Origin of the sequence: Microcoleus sp. B3-A4 (assembly GCF_036705385.1) — a bacterium.
Taxonomy (GTDB): Bacteria; Cyanobacteriota; Cyanobacteriia; order Cyanobacteriales; family Microcoleaceae; genus Microcoleus.
On record NZ_JAUBUI010000098.1, the window covers coordinates 1 to 19497 of the forward strand.

The following is a 19497-nucleotide window of genomic DNA, read 5'->3' on the forward strand; positions in this document are numbered from 1 at the left end:
CACTCATCTTTAACTCGGTTTGAATATATCGATCACTCTCGATCACCAGCAAGCGATCGCTTATTCAGCAAGCCCTATTTACAACTAAAACTGAAGGTAAATAAACCGGATCGTGACTTTCTATTTGCCAAAATATAGTAACAAATAAACACGGAAAAGTCGAGAATATTTTTCATCGCCGAGAACGGTAACAGAATTTGCGATCGCCCTGCCCGCGCGCTGCCTTACCCTTAACGATAATTAGAGACTTAGGCAAAGCCTAAATCCCTAATTGAGCTACCGATTTTTTGCCATCACTGAAAGTGATATCGTTTCCGATTGCATCAGAATAATAAAATCGAGTCAACAGTCAACACTCAATCATTCAGTTTTTAGACCGCGAATCAACCGTCAAAAGTCAACCATCATCTCGCTCGTGTAACCGGAATTGATATGAATCCAACCCGTCATTAGTGCGGTAGCTTGCTGAGGGCGTGCCAAGTTCTGTAGCCGACAATACCATCTTGTGGTAAAGCGTTGCTGAGTTGTAATTGTCGCACTGCTACATCTGTCATCGCCCCGAAGAATCCGTCAATCGCACCGAAATAGTATCCATTAATTTTCAAGACATTCTGAACAATTTTAACAGCATTGCCAGAACTACCCTTCATGACGATCGGCATATTCACAGGTGCACCAGAGTATAGTGCTTCCCAAGTGATAGGGCCCACAATCCCATCTTCTTTTAAAAAGACGCGGTGTTGATAGCCTTTGACGGCGTTTTGAACTTGGACGCCGAAAATACCGTCAATCGGCCCGAAATAATATGCCCAATGATATAGAAGCTGTTGTAGTTCCTTGACAGCTTGACCTGTTGAACCCATTTGTAAAGTGGGTTTGTTTACTCCAGTGGTTTCAGCAAATGCAAGACTTGATTGAGCAGTAGTATCGGCGACGAGAGCCATAGTTTCATTGTTCAAGCTTCTTTCTTCGGTGTACATAATGTGGTTCCTCTCAACATTTAAGTTTTGGTCTTTGATATTTCAGGTATAACTGGTGGGATTTGTGGATGCACAGTCACTTTTTGGAGTGTCACTCATGTGAGTGTCACTCGTTTGAGTTACCCGTTGGTTTTTCGTAAGGAATGCAAGTTGTAATATCTTTATGAGGAGTTTCGTTCTCAATACAAACCAAGAGGTAAGCGGCGCGGTGGACACCTACCCAATACAAAAACGCGAGATACGCACCCTACCAACTCATGTTGATTGTTTACTCAGCAAATTCTCGCAATGTTGGAATTAAATACTGTGTCAAAGTAAAGGCATCTACTCCTAATTCCGTCCGTTCTTTGGCAGCCATGATTCCGGCTTGAGCGTGCCACCAAGCTGCTGTTGCAGCAACTGATTGGGGGGGGGATTTGCGGGCGATCGCTGTTGCTAATAGTCCCCCTAACAAGCCTGTGAGAACGTCGCCGCTGCCGCCTCTGGCGAGGGCTGGGGTGCTTTCGGGATTGAGGTAGGTGATGGTACGTGAAGCGTAGCTATCCGGTAGGGAATCGCCCTCCTGCTTCCAACTTATGCAAACTCTTGCTCCCTTGAGCAATATCGTTGCGCCGCAAAGCTGAGCTGCTGCTTGAGTTGCAGCAATTCGATCCTCGCCCGTTAGATCCGCTAATTCGGGAAATAAACGCTTGAATTCCCCCGGGTGAGGCGTGATAATTGTCAGTGCTGAGCGTTCGGACAAAATCGGTACTGTGCCGAGTTGAGCGAGGATATTTAAACCGTCAGCATCTAACACCAGAGGTCGATCGCTCTCCAGTACAGATTCTACAGCTATTGCCGCTTCCAATGTCAGACCTGGCCCTGCGGCGATCGCATCATAAGAACTCAAATCAATTGCTACTGGCAACTGGCTAATTGCACCGCTTTGGGTTTCGGGACATCCTATAACTAATGCCTCTGGCAACTGACTGCTCAACATCGGTTTAATCGACTCAGGAACAGCAATTGACAGCATTCCGATGCCGCTAGCTCTTGCTCCCAATGCTGCCAAAATTGCTGCTCCGGTGTAGCGGCGGGAACCTGCAATAAGTAGTAAGTGACCGTTGGTGTATTTGTGCGAAATGGGCGATCGGGGTAACGGCAAATGCTGAGTTGCCGAGGCTGTTGTAATGCGTTGGAGTGCTGGTGTTTCCCCCAATATTGCTGCAATATCTGCTGCGGGAATATCAAAATCAATTAATTCGGAACTGCCGATATATTCTAACGCTCTGTCTTGCAGAAATGCCATTTTCCACAAACCTAAACATAATGTATATTTCGCCCGGATTGCCGTTCCCAAAACTGCTCCAGTATCTGTATGAATTCCCGATGGAATATCTATACTTAAAATGGGTAGATTTAAGTTATTTATTTCGTCAATGGCTGCGGCAGGGGCGTTAATAATTTCTCGTTCTAACCCAAATCCAAATAAACCATCTACAAGCAAATCGCAGTTTTTCAGCGGTTCAATTTTGTCAACAAATGGAATATTTAAACAACGCGCATAATCAGCGTGATTTTTTGTGAGTTCTTTTAGTTTAGAAAACGGGCAGTAAATAACTACTTGGAATCCTTGAAAGTGCAATTCGCGGGCAACAACCAAAGCATCGCCGCCGTTGTGTCCTGGCCCAACCAATACGCCGATAACTGGCCATTGAGAATTAACAAGATTTTTTCCTTCTTCCCTTTTCCTTCTATCCGTTAAATCCCGTATACTGCCCGTTGCCGAACTTCCTTCCGCTTTCAAAAGCGCCTGAATGCGTCTAGCAATCAGTCCCGCGACTTTTTCCATTAAAGCTGCGACCGGCATTCCAGCAGCAAAGATTCTCGTTTCTATTTGCCGCATTTGGTCGGCGGTCACAACAAATTTTTGAATAGTCATTTCGATTACAGTGGTGGTAAGCTTTCAGCTAACAGCAGCAGTCGCAGTTTGTAGTATTTTAGTGCTACAATAAATTAGCTCGATCGAACAAAGTAACAGTAAAATAGCAATTTCTCCCCAACCATGAACAAGATTGTTGTAGGCCTCTCCGGCGGGGTCGATAGTTCCGCAGCAGCCGCAATTTTACACCATCAGGGATATGAAGTGGTGGGTTTAACGCTGTGGTTGATGAAGGGCAAAGGTCAGTGCTGCTCTGAGGGAATGGTCGATGCAGCTAAAATTTGCGAAGATTTGGGCGTTCCCCACCACATTGTGGACAGCCGCGAGGTCTTTCAGGCAAGTATTGTCGATTATTTGGTGGAGGGTTACAGTGCAGGAGTTACGCCTTTGCCTTGTTCGCAGTGCAATAAAACTGTGAAGTTCGGGCCAATGCTTAAGTATGCTCGCGAAGAACTCGGAATTGAAAAAATCGCTACAGGGCACTACGCTCGGATTACTTACGATGCTGCTACAGGTCGCTATCAGTTGCTGCGGGCGATCGACCCTGCGAAAGATCAGTCTTATTTCTTGTACGATCTAACACAGGATTTGTTGGCGGGTACGGAGTTTCCTTTGGGGGGAATTACCAAGACTGAAACTCGCAGAATTGCGGCGGAATTTGGTCTGAAAACTGCTGATAAGCCGGAAAGTCAGGATTTGTGCTTGGTGGAAAGTAACGGTTCGATGCGGGCTTTTCTGGACAAGTACATTGCGCCGCAAAAGGGTGACATTGTGGACAAGTCAGGGCGGGTGCTCGGACAGCACGACGGCGTTCACCACTACACCATCGGCCAGCGGAAGGGACTCGGTATTGCTGCACCGGAACCGCTGTACGTGATTGAACTCGATGCTGCTGGCAATCGGGTAGTTGTGGGCGATCGACAGTTGGCAGTAGAATCTGAATGTACAGTCCAGAAAGTGAATTGGGTTTCTGTGGCTGCGCCGACGGCTCCAATTCGGGCTCAGGTACAGATTCGATATCGATCGCAACCCGTCCCGGCTACAATTATTCCTGTGGAACCATCCCAAGCAGAGGAAAAAGCCGGCGGTACAAGAGTTAAGTTGATTTTTGACGAACCGCAGTTGAGCATTACCCCCGGACAAGCGGCTGTTTGGTATGACGGAGACGTGCTCTTGGGCGGCGGCATCATCGAAAGAAACCAACTCCCAAATTAAGGCAAGGGGCGGGCTAGAAGCCCACCCCACAAGAAACCACCCACCAAAAAACAAACTCTTTGTGGAACAGCCATCTTGCCTGTTCCCAGAAGCTCACCCCACAAGACACTTCCAACAAGAAAATTCACTCTTTGTGGAACAGGCATCTTGCCTGTTCCCAGAAGCTCACCCCACAAGACACTTCCAACAAGAAAATTCACTCTTTGTGGAACAGGCATCTTGCCTGTTCCCAGAAGCCCACAACAAAATTCCCACCAGAAAATTCACTCTTTGTGGAACAGGCCCAAAAGCCTGTCCCAAAATGAAACTTATATTTCATTTCACAGGGGTACATTTACCTAGCGGACTTTTTTTCCAAACGCAAGATATTTCCCTTAGCGTTAGTACGGTAAACCCAAGTTTGCGTACCATCAGAAACCACAACCCGCCAACCTTCGACAATCATTTGACCGCAAATTTCATCTGCTTTCGAGAGTCCTAAACAAGTATTCGGCCAACTTTGTCCGCTCGATTCAGTTACTTTCAACTTGTCAGCAGCAATGCCAGTGGAGTCCGACAACTCTCGGCGAACTGCTGCTGCTACCGTTGCGGGCAATGTGTTCGGGGGATTTTGGCGTGTAGCCTCGGCCAAATTGCCCGGTTCGGAAATTAGAGTATTAAGTGCCAATACCGAATAGCTGATTTTTGGGGGCAGCGTTGCTGAGGAAAATTGCTGCGCGGTTTGCTGCTGTTGCTTTTCCAACTGGGCAAGGGAATCTTTGAGAGCGCCCGCGTTTGCCGCAGCGGTGTGTCTTAGCGCCGGATACATTTCCCATACCAGAATTCCTGTCAGCACCAAAGCCAAGATTACAGGATTGGGCTGCTTTTGGTCTCGGTTTTTATTCTGGGGAAATTTATTTGTGGAGATTCTTTTCATCATACGCCCTCTGCCTCACTTTACACAATGCGCGATCGATCCTGAACACTCAACTGCAGATACTTATTTAGACACTTTTGCTGATGCTGCTAGTTCCTTTGTGCAGAACTAACTTGACTGCTGGTGCGGCCCAAGTATTTCCTACTAGCGGCCGGCAGTTGTGTTTCAGGAAACTTGCACTACCCAGTTATCACTTAATTTTTACTTTTTGTCTCGGGGTATTAAGAAAAATTTATGCTTAAGTAAATATTCTTAAAATCCTCTAATTGTGTCCCACAATCTCAGTACGAATGACTTTTCATCGTTCCAAAACTGCTAAAGGTGTTTTAGACTGTGGTAGGCGAGCTGAGCCGACGAGATGAAAGGGAGACCACAAAACTTGTTGCAACAGGACGGAAACGCATTATAAACTAAGCTAGCTATCGCTGATTAATTGTATTAGCATTATTGTTTTTTTGAGCGATAGTCCCGGGAAATACTTTAGTAGCAAACGTTAGTTTTTTAGTTCAATATTTTTGAAATATATCGATTATGAATAGAAAATCCCTGGGAATCCATTTAATGAATCGGTTGAGCTATCCTCAAAAATTTACCCTAATCGGTTTTCTATTTGCAATACCGTTAACCTTAGTCATGTACCTGCTGATTTCCGAAATTAATAGCAGGGTTGATTTTGCCCAAAAAGAAATCTACGGTAATGAATACCTGCGACCGCTCCGCCAGTTGAGGCAATACATACCTAAACTTCAACTGTTAAATTATCAGCCTTTCAATACAAATTTAAGCCCGCAAGATACGATAGAAGATTTAGAAGCTAAGATTGACGCGAACTTTCAATCCCTGGTATATACAGACCGTCAGTTAGGAAAAGAATTAGTTTCTAGCGAGTATTTTAATAAAATCTATCTCACTTGGCAAAATTTTAAACTTCGTCGCAGCCAGTGGAGTAGAGAAACTTACGATTTTGTATGTCAAAATTTAACAGAAGATATTAATAGATTGAGCGCTCACGTCGGCGATATTTCTAATCTCATACTAGACCCTGATTTAGATACATATTATTTGATGGATGCTACTTTGCTGAAGATTCCAGAAATGCAAAAAATTTTATCAGAAATTAGACTAATTTCTCAAGAAAACAGCTTGGTTTCCTATGTTCAACCTGAAAAAAGAGCAAAGCTGATTACTTTGGCTGGCAAATTGAGAGAACTTAATCAGGATTTAGCTATCAATATGGAAGTAGGATTTAGCAATAATCGTCACGGCAATCTGCGATCGAAATTAAGCGATAAATTGACAAAATTTAACTCGGTAGTAGAGCTCCTAACGGCGCAACTAGATAAACTGATTAATCCCACAGCCTTAGTGGAATATTATGCCTATCTTGATGGAAGCGATAGAGTTCTGGATTCGAGTTTTGAACTATGGGACGAAACTTCTAATGAATTAGACTTCTTACTGCACAAACGTATTGAGAGTTTTATTAGAAAAAAAGTTTTTATTTCGGTTTTGGTGTTAATAACTTTACTAATAGTCATTTATTTATTTGTCGCTTTTTACAGAAGCGTTATGCAAACTGTATTTGTCCTAGACGAAGCCTCAAAAAAGATGGCAAGTGGCAATGTCGATCACAAAATTATTTTGGATAACAGAGATGAACTGGGGCAAGTTGTGGCTGCGTTTAACAAAATTGCCGATGCCTTAGTTGCTGCTAATCAAGAAATTACTGTTCTCAACGATCGCTTAAAAGCTGAAAATCTCCGAATGAGCGCAGAACTAGACGTTACTCGCAAGATTCAGCAGATGCTGCTGCCGAAAGACCGAGAACTCAAGGAAGTTATGGACTTAGATATTGCGGGATTTATGGAAGCTGCCGATGAAGTAGGCGGCGACTATTACGACGTACTCCAGCACAAAGGTAGAGTGAAAATTGGCATTGGCGACGTGACGGGACATGGATTGGAGAGCGGCGTTGTAATGATTATGGTTCAAACGGCAGTCCGAACTTTGCTCGCTTACAATGAATCAGACCCGGTTAAATTTTTAAGCGCTATTAACAGTGTAATTTACGATAACACCCAGCGGATGAAATGCGACAGAAACGCTAGCCTTGCCTTGCTCGACTATCAGCAGGGAATGCTGAAGTTGAGCGGCCAGCACGAAGAAATGATTGTAGTGCGGTCTAACGGTTGTGTAGAGCGGTTTGATACGATCGATTTGGGTTTCCCGATCGGACTGGATGCAGATATTGCTGAATTTGTTGCTGAAACAATTGTGCAGTTGTATTCAGGAGATGTGGTAGTGCTGTACACTGACGGGATTACGGAAGCTAAAAATATGGATAAACTGCTTTATGGTTTAGATAGGTTAATTGAAGTAATAGAGATTAATTCGCAGCGTTCGGCTGCCGAAATCAGGCAGGCTGTAATTAACGACGTGCGATCGCACATCGGCGAACAAAAAGTTTTTGATGACATCACATTGCTGGTACTCAAACAAAAATAAATACTTGGATATCGCTTCTAAAGTTTAAAATATATTCAGCGATCCCCTCTTCTCAAACTTTAGCTCTCACATCGATATGAATCAAATTTTCGGCGACTTTATCGAGCAGTTCGCTAGCCAAGAATACTTAATAATTGGATTTTCTCCGAGTTCGGTTCCTCTCAAGCAGCGGTGGCGGAACAACGGTTTGTCGGCGGATTTTCTGGCTGACTACCTGACGACTTTTTTTCCGCGCAACGAAGACGATCCCTCGACAATTGAAAGACAAGCTGAAATAAAAAGCGCTGTTAGCTACATTGCCAACGAGTTATTGGAAAATGCCATGAAGTTTAATGATGAAAACTCGGAGTACCCGATCGCTATTAAACTGCAATTAGAGAGCGACGGAGTGATTTTCTCGGTTGCTAACAGCATCTCTCCCCAAGCGGTGGACAAGTTTCAGGCTTACATTCACCAGTTGCTGACCTCGGAGCCAAGCGAACTTTACATTCAGCGGCTGGAAAAAAATGCTGCTGACGAAAGCTGTACCAATTCTGGATTGGGTTTGTTGACCATGCTCACCGATTATACCGCCAAACTTGGCTGGAAATTCCAGACCGTGCACAAAGACCCCGAAGTAATTGCGGTAACAACTATGGTGCAATTAACAGTATAAGCAACGCTGGCGATCGATAATATCTAAGGGACTTTTTTTTGTGGCTATGGAAATTAATACACAAGATTACCAGATCTGTTACGATCCAGCAACGGCAACCGTGAGTTTTATTGGATCTCTAAGGCTGAGCGGGCCTGCGGAGTACGCGCCGATAGCGCATTTTCTGACGAAGGTTGCCGACATGGAACCGACGAAAATTACCCTTAATTTGCAGCAGTTAGATTTTTTGAACAGTTCTGGCATCAATGTGCTATCGAAGTTTATTATCGAGATCCGCAACACAGCCAGGGTGCAAATGGCGGTACAAGGCTCTCAAAGCATAAGTTGGCACGGCAAATCTTTGAGGAATTTCCAGCGCCTGATGCCGGGTTTGCAGTTGGAATTTATATAGAAACACGATTACTTTTAGGGTGCGAGCTGTTGAGCAATTTTTTGTTAGTCGAGGCGCCAATTCTCGAGTTATGCTGGAAGAACAACCATCTAGAGAACAGCTACTTTTAGAGATAGAAAGATTGCGCCAGCAAGTGGAAGACTTGAAGGAGGAAAAAGCGGATCTGGAAATCTTGCTGGAAACTACTGCTGAACATTCCGATTCGGTTGAAAATGAGTTGCGATATCGCGCATTCGAGGCGGTGCGCGAAGGCGAAATCAAGCTGGCTCAATTTCTCGAAGCGATTCCCATAGGTGTGCTCGTGCTGGATTCTCAAGGCAGACCTTACTACGTAAATCACGCCGGACAGCAGTTACTCGGTCAAGGAGTTTTGCCCTTAAATGCAGTTGAGGATTTGTCAGAAAGTTATCAAATTTATATTGCGGGAACTGAGACTATTTACCCTTTCGAGAAGTTGCCGATTGTCCGAGCTTTGAGGGGCGAAAACGCGACTGCTGACGATCTGGAAATTCATCAACCTGGCAAAAAAATTCCCCTTGAGATTTGGGGAACGCCTATTTTTGACGAGGGTCGCAAAGTTGCTTTTGCGATCGCAGTTTTTCAAGATGTCACGGAACGCAAAGAAGCTGAAGCCGATCGCCATTTATTTATTAAGAAACTATTTGACCTCAACCAACATTTAGAAAAATCCCTGGATGCCGAATCAGAGTTAACTGATGCCTACGGTAGATTTGTGCCGCACCAATTTCTAAATTTGTTGGGATATGAAAGTATTATAGATGTCCATTTAGGCGACCAAGTGCAGCAGGAAATGTCGGTGCTATTTTCGGATATTCGCGACTTCACGACGCTTTCAGAAACTATGACCCCCCAACAAAATTTTAAATTTATCAATGCTTATCTTTCGCGGATGGAGCCTGCCATTACTAGCAATAACGGGTTTATTGACAAATATATCGGCGATGCAATTATGGCTTTGTTTAGTGACTTTGCAGATGATGCAGTGAAAGCGGGTATTGCAATGCTAAATATGCTGAAAAATTACAACGAATACCGTCAAGCCGTCGGCTACGTCCCCATTCAAATTGGAATTGGCATCAATTCGGGTTCTTTGATGCTGGGGACAGTCGGGGGTAAAAGCCGAATGGACAGCACTGTGATTAGCGATGCTGTTAATCTAGCATCTCGCATTGAAGGATTGACGAAAGATTACGGGGTACCTCTGTTAATTTCTCAGCAGACTTTGGAACGGTTGCGAAACCCGAACGATTATGCTATTAGGATTGTGGATAAAGTACAGGTAAAAGGAAAATCTCAATATGTCGTAGTCTATGAGGTATTTGATGCAGATCCGCCGGAAATTCTGTCGGCCAAGCTAGCAAATTTGCCTGTATATAATGAAGCTATGTTACTGTGCGATCGCAAGGATTTCCGAGAAGCGGGGAAATTGTTTGAAGAATGTTTGCGGACAAATCCGAGCGATCAGGTAGCTCGCATTTACCTGAAACGCTGTCGGGATTGGCGATCGCTCCTCAAAGGAATTTAAAGCAAGTTAGTCGATTTTAGATTTATTCCACCGAGGAATCTGGGACATTGAAGTTTGGTCTAAAATTTTGAACTGCTCACAACTCCTGTGGGAAAGCAAATATCCGTTGTTGGGCGGAGCCAGGAATCATCAATCATATCAAATCCGGTTACATCCGAATAATATAACTAACAGTCGCCAAGGCTGTTAGGACAGATACTAGAGATAGTCCCTCGTCTTGATAATGTTCAATTCGCTCATTGCCAAGCTCTACATTTACGACTTTCGTCACAAAGTCATCCCAGGCCCGACAGCTTTCTGGGATGAAGATAACAGAAGCCTATCGCGTCTTTAAAATCAGCCACAACACCATCAAAAATAGAACTTTTAGGGCAAGCATAAACCAGAAACTTTCAAGCAAAGCCAAACCGTCCCCGGTAATAGACGCGCGTTGGTAAGCTGAAGCGTTTATATGTTAAAGCGGCAACAACTAAAACCTATCTTGAGAGAGATGACTGACCTCCGGGATCTGTCAAAGGTGTAAAATATAAAAAGCTTTATACCTGTTAATTCTGAGGCCTCTCAAAAAAATAGAACGGCTGAGGACGGAACGACCAGCGATCGGTAATTTGGTGCGAGAACGGTGGCCAGCGCTGAACCTGTCTCAGAAAAAGTTGGCGGATGAATTAGGGATGGCCTTTCCCCCGATTAATCGTTGGGCAAATGGACACGCTACGCCTTCTGGCTTGGCACTCAAGCAAATTTAGATATTGCTGGATGAGTTAGGTAATTCGCCAGATGCAATGCTTCGCGAATACATTAAGGCGCTCCGAGCAAGATATTTTTCGGATAAGGAGTACAAAGGGTGAGTTTAGAGGGAATCAACAGCATTTTCAGAAATATTCGACTACTTCCCTATGGTGTGGCGACCCTCTCTGTGGCTCTGGCACTGGGGCTAACGCGATCGCTTTTACCGTGGATCTACCCAACCACGACGCCCCTGTTTTTCATCGCGGTGATAGTGAGTACCTGGTATGGCAGTTTCGGGGCTGGGTTGCTGGCAACAATTTTATCCACGCTGGCAATCAACTATTTTTTTATTGAACCGTTCTATTCGTTACAGAGCACTAATCTACAGACAATAGTTCGGTTGGGTATGTTTTCGCTCGCGGCAGGATTGATCGCTTCACTCAATCTATCGTGGCGCACTGCTATAAAAAACGCGAAAGCAGCCTTGCAAAATTTACAGGAGGCAATGGAACTAGAACAACAGGTGCAGGGCGAAGCCGCAGAAGCTGCGGCGACTGAGGCAAAAGAACAGCTAGAAACGGTACTTTCTAGCATCAACGATGGGTTTTACATCCTCGATCGCGATTGGCGCTACACCTATGCCAACGATCGCTACTGTGAAATGGTTGGAATGCCGCGGTCAGCGATTCTGGGTCAGAACGTTTGGGAGCTATTTCCCGCTGCCGTTGACACCGATGCTTACGTACAGTTTCATCGGGCAATGCGCGAACAAAGGCCGCTCCAGTTTGATTATCTCTACTCTCCTTGGAATGGTTGGCACGACCATCGAATTTACCCTTCGCCCAGTGGACTGACCGTTTTGCTTGCTGACATCACCGATCGCAAACAGGCGGAACTCATCCTAATCGAGCAGAAACGGCTGCTGGAGTCGATCGCCTTCGGACAGCCACTAAACGACTGTCTGGCAGCCGTGTGTGGCTCAGTATCCAGGCTAAATCCGGGTACCCGCGCGGGCTTCCTGCTAGCAGATGCTCAGGGGCTGACTTTTAAGAGATCCATTACTCCAGACTTTCCACCGTCTTTTGGTGAAGGACTCCAAGATGCTCCGATTAACGATTTGTGCATGGGAACGTGTGGCGAAGCAGTGTATAGCGGTCAGTCGATGACCTGCGCCGACATTGCCAACGACGATCGCTGCTCGCAAGCATGGCGAAATTTATCCGTGGCTCACGGCATTCTAGGGTGTCATTCTCAGCCCCTGCTCAGGGAGGACAATCTAGCTCTGGGGTGGCTGATGCTTTGCTTTAGCGAGGCGCGGAAACCTACGGATTGGGAATATAAACTCGCCGAGTTCGGCACCCAAGTTGCCAGCATCGCCTTCGAGCGCGATCGATCGTTCCAGGCGTTGCGCGAGAGCGAAGAACAACTCCGACTGGCTTCCGAAGGCGGCAATTTGGGTTTGTGGTATTGGGATATAGAAACTGACACGCTGACTTTGACGGACATAGCCAAAGCGATGTTTGGTTTACCCGTGGATACGGCAATGTCGATGCAGGTGTTTTTAGAAGCCGTGCATCACGACGATCGCCCATTCGTTCACACCGTACTCACGGAGCTAAAAGCGAATCAACCGCATACTGAAATTGAGTATCGGACGCTGTGGGCAGATGGCACCGTTCGTTGGATTTTGGCAAAGGGCGATTGCGCCTATAACGCTGATGGCATGATAACTTCGACGCGCGGCGTATTAATCGACATCAGCGATCGCAAACAGGCCGAAGAAGCGTTGCGTCAAAGCGAAGAGCACAGTCGCAACATTCTAGAGAGCATTGATGATGGATTCTTTTCCCTTGATGAGAATTGGCGCTTCACTTACGCGAATCGGTCAGCGGAAATTCTGCTAGACCGCACTCCGGGCGCTCTGATTGGGAAGAATTTTTGGGAAGAATTCCCAGGACTCGATGGCAGCGAGTTTGAGCGGGTTCATCGGCGCGTAGCAAACGAGCGCGTGGCTTTGTCAGTAACCGCGTTTTATCCCGATCACGATCGGTGGTATGACGTTCGCACCTACCCTGCCGCGAACGGGATTACCATTTATTTCCGAAATGTCACCGATCGAAAACTGGCAGAGGAGGTATTGCAACAACGAGAAGCAGAACTTCGTTTAGTCACCAATGCCGTGCCTGCCTTGATTTGCTTTGTAGACTCAGACCAACGCTACCGCTTCCACAATCGAGCATATGAAGAATGGTTTGGATCTGAGGCAAAAGAAATCTACGGCAAGCATCTCCGAGAGGTTTTAGGCGAAACGGGGTATGAAGCTATTCGTCCTTATGTTGAGCAAGTCTTGGCAGGAGAGGAAGTGACCTTTGAAACCCAAATTCCCTACAAAGATGGTGTAACCCGTTATGTCAATGCAACCTATGTTCCCCGCTTCAATAGCCAGGGAAAAGTTGAAGGGTTTGTAGCACTGGTCAACGACATCACCGATCGCAAACAAGCCGAAGCCACACTACGGGAGAGTGAGGCACGGTTCCGGCTGATGGCAGATGCTGCCCCTGTGCTGATTTGGATGGCTGGCACCGATAAACTCTGTTATTACTTCAACCTCCCGTGGCTAAACTTTACGGGACGGACGATCGAGCAAGAAAAGGACAATGGTTGGACAGAAGGAGTCCACCCCGACGACCTCGATCGATGTTTAGGCACCTATGTGACTGCCTTTGATGCCCGTCAACCGTTCAAGATGGAATATCGCTTGAAACGCTTTGATGGCATATACCGTTGGGTTATGGATGAAGCTGTTCCTCGCTACGGATTGGACGGTGAGTTCTTGGGCTACATCGGCTCCTGTGTTGATATTGAAGACCACAAACAAGCTGAGGAAGCCCTGCGCGAGAGTGAATCCCGCCTCCGTCTGATCATTGAAAGCGCCAAAGATTATGCGATCTTTACCCTCGACCTTAACGGCATCATTGCCAGTTGGAACTCAGGGGCAGAACGCCTGTTGGGCTATACCGAGACAGAAGCAATTGGTTGCTCGATTCGGATGATCTTCACGCCCGAAGATAACGAACAAGGACAAGCCGAGTACGAGAGGCAAACGGCTCTACTGCAAGGACGGGCCGAAGACGAACGCTGGCACGTCCGCAAAGATGGGAATCGCTTTTGGGCCAGTGGATTGATGATGCCCCTGCTTAATGAAGCGGATTCTCCGCAGGGATTTGTCAAAATCATGCAGGACAAGACCGCACAACGGCAAGCAAGTGAACGACTGCAATTGCTTTATGAAACTACCAGCGATCTGTTGAAGACAGAACAGCCTCTGGCTTTGATGCACACGCTATTCCGCAAACTTTCAGTGCAACTCGATCTGCACTGTTACTACAACTTCATGGTGGAAGAAAAAGACAACCGCCTGATGCTGCATTTGAGAAACTACGATGGCCTCTCTGAAGAAAGGGCGCAGGCGATCGCATGGATCGAATTAGGTGAATATCTCTGTGGGCGGGTTGCCCAAACGCAGCAGCAACTTGTCTTGAATCAAGCCGAAATTTCCACTAATCCAAATGCTAAAGCCGCCTCTGAAATGGGCATCACGGCTTACGCGGGTCAACCGTTAATCGCTCAAGGGCGGTTATTAGGAACGCTCTCATTTGCCAGTCGGACTCGGACGCACTTCACGCCTGCAGAAATCGATCTGCTGCGATCGACCTGTGACCAAATCGCGATCGCTCTGGAACGGGCAAGCCTAAACGATTCACTCCAGCAGCAAGCGGAACAGCTAAGACAGGCAAATCGGATCAAAGATGAGTTTTTAGCGGTACTATCCCATGAATTGCGATCGCCCCTCAATCCCATCCTGGGCTGGTCAAAGCTGCTGCAAACTGGCAAGCTGGATGCGGCGAAAACCGCCCAGGCGTTAGCGACGATCGAACGCAACGCCAAGCTGCAAAGTGAACTGATTGAAGATTTGCTCGATGTCTCGAAAATTCTTCAAGGCAAGCTCAGTCTTAATATTCGTCCAGTCGATTTAGCTTTAACGGTGGAATCGGCGATCGAAACCGTCAATTTGGCTTCAACGGCCAAATCCATTGATATTCGGACTGTGTTAGATCCTCAGGTGGGACAGATTTTGGGGGATTCGGGCCGTTTGCAACAAGTAATCTGGAATCTTGTTTCCAATGCGGTCAAATTCACCTCAGCCGGAGGGCGCGTTGAGGTGAATTTGACTCGTGTTGGCAATCACGCTCAAATTACGGTGGCGGATACAGGGATTGGCATCGCGCGGGAGTTTTTACCCTACGTGTTTGACTACTTCCGGCAAAAAGATGGCGCCACAACCCGCAATTTTGGTGGCTTGGGATTGGGGCTGGCGATCGTGCGCCATCTAGTCGAACTGCACGGCGGCACCGTTGTCGCAGAGAGCCCGGGTGAAGGGCTAGGAGCTACCTTTACCGTAAGACTGCCCCTATCAGGGAAGGTAAAGGGACAAGAAAACTCTCTTGCAGGACTTTCCGAACGATCGACTGCAGATGAACCGTTATCCGGGATGCGGATACTGGTTGTAGATGATGAGCCGGATATGCGAGACTTGATTTCCTTTTTGCTAGAAGATGCAGGTGCAGAGGTACTGACTGTTGCTGTCCCTCAAGAAGCCGTCACAGCGTTGACTAATTTCCAGCCCGATGTCTTGTTGAGCGACATTGGAATGCCGGGGATGGATGGCTATATGCTGTTGCGGCAAGTGCGAGCCCTGCCGCCAGAACGGGGTGGGCTGATTCCCGCGATCGCCCTGACTGCCTATGCGGGCGAGTTTAATCAACAGCAAGCTTTGCAAGCTGGATTTCACCGACATCTGGCAAAGCCGATCGCACCGGATGAATTAATTAAGACGATCGCCGCACTTCTTAGCAAGAACACTCATGACCCAGGAAGCTATAAAAATTGAGCCGAAGGATCTTAAACCGCTCAAACATCACCAAGCTTTTAAGTTGCTGTGGTTAGGCAGCGATATTTGTATTGCAGGAGAATCTACAAATAAATCCGGTTTCTAGTCTAACAGTGCGTAAGTCCTGATAATATAATCAATAATTTGGAGTGTCAAAAAAAGACGATGGGAATTAACAAGCAGCAGCCTAGAATACGTATAAAACCTTCAGTGATTAAAGCAATAGCTCTGTTCTTTCTGTGCTGCTTTTTAACTGCAAGTTGCGGACAGGGACCGCGTAGATCGGTGACTGCGAGCGGCGAAAATGCTAATAACCGCGTTACTATTGGCACAACCTTGAAATTGCGGACGATCGACCCTGCGGACGGTTACGAAACCTTATCAGGACAATTGCTGCGAAATTTGGGCGACACTCTCTACACTTACAAGTCGGGAACTACAGAGTTAATCCCCCACTTAGCGACAGCAATGCCAAAAGTTAGCCAAGACGGATTGACATATACAATCCCCTTGCGTCAAGGCGTTATTTTTCACGACGACACACCGTTTAACGCCGCAGCAATGGAATTTTCCTTGCAGCGGTTTATCCAAAATGGCGGCAGTCCGGCTTTGTTGTTGAGCGATACAGTGGAATCGGTGAAAGCGACGGGCGAATACGAATTAACTTTTCAACTCAAAAAGCCTTTTGCTGCTTTTCCTTCCCTGTTGACATTTTCCGGTATGTGTGCCGTTTCTCCGAAAGCTTACGAGATTGGGCAGGGTAAATTTAAACCCGATACGTTTGTGGGAACTGGACGTTACAAACTGGCGAAGTACGGCAGCGATTCTCTCAAGTTTGACGTGTTTGACAAGTATTGGGGCGAAAAGCCGGTTAATCAAGGAATTGACATTTTGCTGCTTTCTAGTTCCTCAAATTTGTTCAATACTTTTCAGACTGGTGCAGTTGATGTGGCTTATTTGTCTATGGATGCAGACCAAGTTCGCAGCTTGGACGAGGGAGCAAAAAAAGGGAAATGGCAGGAAATCGCGGGGGAAAGCAGTACGGTTAATTACATGACGCTGAATATGCAGTCTAAACCGCTGGACAAGTTAGAAGTGAGACAGGCCATCGCAGCAGTGATGGATCGCCCCTTGATTAACGAGCGCGTACTGCAGGGACAAGCACAACCGCTTTACAGTCTGATTCCCACAACCTTGGACGTTCAAAAACCGGTTTTCAAAGAACTGTACGGCGACGCCAACACGGCAAAAGCCAAGGAACTTTTAACGAAAGCGGGATACTCGGCCACAAATCCTTTTGTTCTGCAAATTTGGCATGCTTCGGCTTCAAGAAAAAGAGCTTTAGTCGCGAGTACGATCGAGGCGCAAACTAAACTCAAAATGGACGGGATAATGCAGGTAGAAATTAACAGCGTTGAATCTCCGACTTTGTTTCAAAACATAGAGAAGGGCATTTATCCAGCGGTTTTAGTGGATTGGTCCGCCGACTTTTTTGACGCTGACAATTACATTCAGCCGTTTTTAGATTGTGCCACAGGTTCGGAGGCTGGGGGCTGCTCCAAGGGTGCAAGTCAAAGTCAGGGTTCGTTTTATTATAACGATCGGGTAAATCAACTGATCGACAAGCAGCGCAAAGAAACAAACCCTGAAACCCGCAAAGCCATATTTGCCGAAATTCAAGACATACTGGGTAAAGATGTACCTTTCATCCCTCTTTGGCAGGATAAAGACTATACATTTGCTCAGAACAGCATCGCTGGGGTCCGTCTAGAACCGACGCAATCTTTTCCTTTTTGGTTCCTGAAAAAGCAATAATTCGTTACAATTATTGGGGGGAGTTGAAACGTCAATAATTATTGCATATTTTGTACACAACAGGGTGATGATTGTCACAGTTTCTCAAAGAGACTGATCACCCTAACCTCTTTAATAATGTGGGATATTATTAAAAGAGAGATTTTGCTGAGGGTGGGTATATGAAACTTGGAATTTTAACAACAACAGGGCTGCTGATTGCGATGGGCTGGGCCTCGGGAGTAAAGGCAGAAAACGTATCCCACGTCAAGCAACTATTAGAAACTAAAAAATGTAGCCAATGTGACTTGACGGGAGCGCAACTTGCTGGTATGAATCTGAGCGGGGCAGATTTGAGCGGTGCGAATCTCAGAGGTGCAAATTTGAACGGTGCAAATTTGGACGAAGCCAAACTGAACGAAGCCAATCTGAAACAAGCTAAATTGCAAGGTGCGAGTTTAATTGCGGCTAAAATGCACGGGGCTAATTTGGAGGGTGCTGATTTGAGTCGTGCTAATCTAAGTATGGCGGGTTTAGTGATTGCGAGTTTGAAAAATACCAACCTCACCAGCGCTAATTTAATCGGCGCTAATTTAGAAAGCGCCAATTTGGCGGGTGCAAACCTGAAAAATGCTCGCCAGTCTGTAGCGAATTTAGCGAATGTCAGCCTCAGAGGTGGCAGTTTGTCGGGAATGGACGTACAGGGAGTCAACTTGCGGGATGCAAATTTGACTAATGCAAATTTGAACGGTGCAAATTTGAACGGTTCTGACTTGACAGGTGCTAATTTAAAGAATGCCAATATGGCAAACGTAGATTTGAAAAACGCTTCTTTGCCGTAGGACGATCGCCAATTGCTATATCAAATTCTAGTGCTTAAAAAACTTAATATAAAAATGTAGGGGCAATTCTGAAATTGCCCCTACATTTTTAATTGTAAGATTTATCTCGTTTCCGATCGCTGCGTAGGTCAATCGATTTTAGATTTTAGATTTTAGATTTTAGATTTTAGATTGAAGCATTGACCCCACGTATGAATCCGGGGGCTTGTATCCTGGATGCTTTCGGTCATTGTTCGGTGTGCGAAGTTTTTCCTTGGCGTCTGCGATTGCTTCATATTTTAATCTAGGATCAATCTTCCTCGTGACTATCTTGGGCGAAGCGGATAATGTCATCATCGCCGAGGTATTCACCATTTTGGATTTCAATCATCACCAAGGGAATAACGCCTGGATTTTCTACGCGGTGAGCAGTATTCATGGGAACATAGGTTGACTGTTTCTGCATGAGAATCGTCTCTTTGTCGTCGCAGATAACTTTAGCGGTACCGGAGACGACAACCCAGTGTTCGCTGCGGTGATAGTGCATTTGGGTGCTGATGTGATGCCCCGGCTTGACTTCAATGCGATTGATCTTGTAACGATCGCCCGCGTCTATGACTGTAACTTTACCCCAGTAGCGGGTTTGCGTGCGATCGTCAATTTTTTCGATTGTGTCCACTGTTTCCACCATGCTGTTTATCTCGCTAACGGTGTCTGTAAAAATATCTGTAGTTGAAAGTATAGCAGGGATTAGGTAAGTGCGTAAGTGCGATCGGCTTCTGCAACCTTCGCTAACAAGTTGATTCCTGAGTTTTTATCCCAGAATCCAGCTTCATGAGATTAATCGCCATTCGCGAGCATCCACAAACTGAGACAAATGACCCACATTTGTTGTCGCAATCACCACTTCATTGCCTGCATTTACTTCCAATATTGCTTGAGCCGCCAGAATCACATCGCCATCAAGTGCATTGGAGTCTGCCGTTGGCTTTCCTCTCGGGTGCATCTCACTTTTGCAGATACATCAAGTAGAAAGTTGACCATTGAGATAAGCACAGCGAAGAGAAAGGATA

At 46.1% G+C, this 19497-nt stretch carries 15 protein-coding genes; 9 read left to right on the forward strand and 6 right to left on the reverse strand.

From position 1 onward, the window contains the following. Positions 1 to 449: 449 nt before the first annotated feature. On the reverse strand, positions 450 to 980 hold the full coding sequence (locus tag QUB33_RS25500; protein WP_333356067.1) for a peptidoglycan-binding protein: 531 nt from the start codon (positions 978 to 980) through the stop codon (positions 450 to 452). 268 nt (positions 981 to 1248) lie between these two features. Next, on the reverse strand, positions 1249 to 2901 hold the full coding sequence (locus QUB33_RS25505) for an NAD(P)H-hydrate dehydratase (protein WP_333356070.1): 1653 nt from the start codon (positions 2899 to 2901) through the stop codon (positions 1249 to 1251). 123 nt (positions 2902 to 3024) lie between these two features. On the opposite strand from QUB33_RS25505, the gene mnmA reads away from it, so the two are divergent. Continuing rightward, a complete protein-coding gene (mnmA, locus tag QUB33_RS25510) occupies positions 3025 to 4116 on the forward strand; it encodes a tRNA 2-thiouridine(34) synthase MnmA (RefSeq protein ID WP_333356074.1) in 1092 nt (363 codons plus the stop codon). A 334-nt stretch (positions 4117 to 4450) separates the two neighbouring features. Here the strand turns inward: mnmA and QUB33_RS25515 are convergent, their stop codons facing one another. Next, positions 4451 to 5035, reverse strand: coding sequence for a hypothetical protein (locus tag QUB33_RS25515; protein WP_333356077.1), 585 nt, complete (start codon positions 5033 to 5035; stop codon positions 4451 to 4453). A gap of 528 nt (positions 5036 to 5563) precedes the next feature. Here QUB33_RS25515 and QUB33_RS25520 point away from each other — a divergent pair. The 4 genes from QUB33_RS25520 to QUB33_RS25535 all read left to right on the forward strand — a co-directional run bounded on the left by QUB33_RS25520 (position 5564) and on the right by QUB33_RS25535 (position 10129). Continuing rightward, entirely contained in the window at positions 5564 to 7537 is a 1974-nt protein-coding gene (locus QUB33_RS25520) for a PP2C family protein-serine/threonine phosphatase (RefSeq protein WP_333356080.1), read from the forward strand. A 76-nt stretch (positions 7538 to 7613) separates the two neighbouring features. Next, complete coding sequence (locus tag QUB33_RS25525) at positions 7614 to 8192, forward strand: DUF6272 family protein (RefSeq protein WP_333356083.1); 579 nt, start codon at positions 7614 to 7616, stop codon at positions 8190 to 8192. A gap of 46 nt (positions 8193 to 8238) precedes the next feature. After that, positions 8239 to 8583, forward strand: a complete 345-nt coding sequence (locus QUB33_RS25530) for a slr1659 superfamily regulator (protein WP_333356108.1) — start codon at positions 8239 to 8241, stop codon at positions 8581 to 8583. 70 nt (positions 8584 to 8653) lie between these two features. Beyond that, complete coding sequence (locus tag QUB33_RS25535) at positions 8654 to 10129, forward strand: adenylate/guanylate cyclase domain-containing protein (RefSeq protein ID WP_333356086.1); 1476 nt, start codon at positions 8654 to 8656, stop codon at positions 10127 to 10129. A 148-nt stretch (positions 10130 to 10277) separates the two neighbouring features. On the opposite strand, the gene QUB33_RS25540 is transcribed toward QUB33_RS25535, so the two are convergent. Then, a complete protein-coding gene (locus QUB33_RS25540) occupies positions 10278 to 10400 on the reverse strand; it encodes a hypothetical protein (RefSeq protein WP_333356088.1) in 123 nt (40 codons plus the stop codon). A 340-nt stretch (positions 10401 to 10740) separates the two neighbouring features. Here QUB33_RS25540 and QUB33_RS25545 point away from each other — a divergent pair, with 340 nt between their 5' ends. From QUB33_RS25545 to QUB33_RS25560, 4 genes are all read left to right on the forward strand, one after another. Continuing rightward, positions 10741 to 10875, forward strand: coding sequence for a helix-turn-helix transcriptional regulator (locus tag QUB33_RS25545; protein WP_333356091.1), 135 nt, complete (start codon positions 10741 to 10743; stop codon positions 10873 to 10875). Between the two features lie 98 nt (positions 10876 to 10973). Next, complete coding sequence (locus tag QUB33_RS25550; protein ID WP_333356095.1) at positions 10974 to 15809, forward strand: PAS domain S-box protein; 4836 nt, start codon at positions 10974 to 10976, stop codon at positions 15807 to 15809. Between the two features lie 165 nt (positions 15810 to 15974). Then, positions 15975 to 17624, forward strand: a complete 1650-nt coding sequence (locus QUB33_RS25555) for an ABC transporter substrate-binding protein (protein ID WP_333356099.1) — start codon at positions 15975 to 15977, stop codon at positions 17622 to 17624. A gap of 161 nt (positions 17625 to 17785) precedes the next feature. Then, complete coding sequence (locus QUB33_RS25560) at positions 17786 to 18445, forward strand: pentapeptide repeat-containing protein (RefSeq protein ID WP_333356102.1); 660 nt, start codon at positions 17786 to 17788, stop codon at positions 18443 to 18445. Between the two features lie 289 nt (positions 18446 to 18734). Here the strand turns inward: QUB33_RS25560 and QUB33_RS25565 are convergent, their stop codons facing one another. Together QUB33_RS25565 and QUB33_RS25570 are read right to left on the reverse strand one after the other, a co-directional pair. Next, positions 18735 to 19115 (reverse strand): cupin domain-containing protein, encoded by a 381-nt coding sequence (locus QUB33_RS25565; RefSeq protein ID WP_190659644.1) that lies wholly within the window; start codon positions 19113 to 19115, stop codon positions 18735 to 18737. A gap of 141 nt (positions 19116 to 19256) precedes the next feature. Next, a complete protein-coding gene (locus tag QUB33_RS25570) occupies positions 19257 to 19430 on the reverse strand; it encodes a hypothetical protein (RefSeq protein ID WP_333356105.1) in 174 nt (57 codons plus the stop codon). Between the last annotated feature and the right edge of the window lie 67 nt (positions 19431 to 19497).

Coding starts and splice junctions, on each gene's coding strand:
- QUB33_RS25555 (WP_333356099.1), top strand. CDS start 15,975: ATGGGAATTAACAAGCAGCAGCCTAGAATACGTATAAAACCTTCAGTG.
- QUB33_RS25535 (WP_333356086.1), top strand. CDS start 8,654: ATGCTGGAAGAACAACCATCTAGAGAACAGCTACTTTTAGAGATAGAA.
- QUB33_RS25570 (WP_333356105.1), bottom strand. CDS start 19,430: ATGCACCCGAGAGGAAAGCCAACGGCAGACTCCAATGCACTTGATGGC.
- mnmA (WP_333356074.1), top strand. CDS start 3,025: ATGAACAAGATTGTTGTAGGCCTCTCCGGCGGGGTCGATAGTTCCGCA.
- QUB33_RS25520 (WP_333356080.1), top strand. CDS start 5,564: ATGAATAGAAAATCCCTGGGAATCCATTTAATGAATCGGTTGAGCTAT.
- QUB33_RS25530 (WP_333356108.1), top strand. CDS start 8,239: ATGGAAATTAATACACAAGATTACCAGATCTGTTACGATCCAGCAACG.
- QUB33_RS25565 (WP_190659644.1), bottom strand. CDS start 19,115: ATGGTGGAAACAGTGGACACAATCGAAAAAATTGACGATCGCACGCAA.
- QUB33_RS25525 (WP_333356083.1), top strand. CDS start 7,614: ATGAATCAAATTTTCGGCGACTTTATCGAGCAGTTCGCTAGCCAAGAA.
- QUB33_RS25515 (WP_333356077.1), bottom strand. CDS start 5,035: ATGATGAAAAGAATCTCCACAAATAAATTTCCCCAGAATAAAAACCGA.
- QUB33_RS25500 (WP_333356067.1), bottom strand. CDS start 980: ATGTACACCGAAGAAAGAAGCTTGAACAATGAAACTATGGCTCTCGTC.
- QUB33_RS25505 (WP_333356070.1), bottom strand. CDS start 2,901: ATGACTATTCAAAAATTTGTTGTGACCGCCGACCAAATGCGGCAAATA.
- QUB33_RS25560 (WP_333356102.1), top strand. CDS start 17,786: ATGAAACTTGGAATTTTAACAACAACAGGGCTGCTGATTGCGATGGGC.